The organism is Protofrankia sp. CiP1_Cm_nod1 (assembly GCF_920888515.1).
Taxonomy (GTDB): Bacteria; Actinomycetota; Actinomycetes; order Frankiales; family Frankiaceae; genus Protofrankia.
In genome coordinates, this window is the sequence record NZ_CAKKTM010000454.1 from 8119 (window position 1) to 9679 (window position 1561).

At 68.7% G+C, this 1561-nt stretch carries 1 protein-coding gene; it reads left to right on the plus strand.

Annotated elements, in window-relative coordinates:
* Positions 1-785: 3-oxoacyl-[acyl-carrier-protein] synthase III C-terminal domain-containing protein (locus tag NBX02_RS21140; RefSeq protein ID WP_250292690.1), on the plus strand; the 785-nt coding region annotated here is incomplete at its 5' end.
* Between the last annotated feature and the right edge of the window lie 776 nt (positions 786-1561).

Genomic DNA, 1561 nt, shown 5'->3' on the forward strand with positions numbered 1-1561 from the left:
CGTCATCCACCGGGCATGTCACCCCCGGGCTGGACATCCGGCTCTCCCACGAACTGGGCATGCCGGCGAACCTGCGCCGCGTCATCATCGGCCACATGGGCTGCCACGCCGCGGTCCCAGGCCTCGGCACCGTCGCCGAATACGTCGCCGTCCACGGCAGGCCCGCGCTCCTGCTCTGCGTCGAGCTCGCCAGCCTGCACGCCCAGCCAAAATCACCCACCCTGCACGCGGGCAGCCCGACACGGGACGACCTCGAGCAGATCGTCGCGCATTCATTGTTCGCCGACGGCGCCGCCGCCGTGGTGGTCGCGCCTTCCGGACGGACATTTCCGGCAGGCGGCACGGCGAATCTGGAAGTCCTTGACGTCACGGCCCTCACCGATGGCAGCGTCAGCGACCACATGGGCCTGCTCGTCACCGACCACGGCTTCCGGATGCGGCTGTCGCCCCAGGTCCCGGAGGTGCTCGAACGCCACGTCACCGACCTCGTCACCAGCCTCCTCTCCGCGCACGGCCACACCCTCGACGACGTCGACGGCTGGGCCATCCACCCCGGCGGCGCGCGCATCCTGCGGGTCATCGCGGACCGGCTCCAGCTCAGCGAGGAAGCGGCCGCCCCCTCCTACGACATCCTCCGCGAATACGGCAACTGTGCCAGCCCCACCGTGCTGATGGTTCTCCAGCGGCTGCTGCGGACCCGCGAGATCCGACCGGGCAAAGTAGTGGTCGCCCTCGGGTTCGGCCCCGGCCTGACGCTGTTCGCCGCCCTGCTGAAAGCCCACTGACCACCGGCCGAAAGCCGCCGGCGGCCGATGACCGGGCTTCAGGAGATCCGTTCGAGAACCAGCCGTATGAACCATTCACGTCCGGAAGGCCCCGAAAGCAGGCGGAGACAGCCGGCCGCGACCTGTCCTGGCACGAGTCCGGGCTCCGCTACCCGCCCGAGGCCCGGCGGCCGTTCTCGCCTCCTGAACAGCGCCAATCCCAGTTACACAGAGTAATTGATTCGTGTTACTGTGTACGAGGGACCAGCTTCGAAGGGCGGAGCGGCGGCCGAGGCCGGGAGGCTCGCACAACGGACCCGAATTCAGCGGCGGCCCGTTCCTCCAGACCACCGCACCCGGGCCCGGAAACATATCGCAAGGCGACAGGAGGGAAACGCCGGAAATCCTGGGCGTCGACCGACGATCCGGAACACCCACGCCGTGACGAGCGGAAACCTGTGTCATCGCGGCACAACGACACAGGCCAGGAACGGCACGGAAGTGATGTACGGGAAGCAAGAAAGCGAAACCCCGGCACCGCGAGCTGGGCAGCCCCTGCCCGCGACGGCTCCGGACACGCCGCCGGGCCGATACCGGCTCGCAAGCCGTGACCATGTGCTCCGTACCTAAGGAAGGACCAGATGACGCTGACCGAGCAGATTGACCTGCCGGGTACGTCCACTTTTCTCGCCGGCACCCCTGCCGTTCGCAGCCTCGCCCGGCCGTACATTGTCGGCACCGCCGTGGCCACCCCGCCGCGGCTCAGCCAGGACGACCTGTGGGAGGCTTTCCGCGAG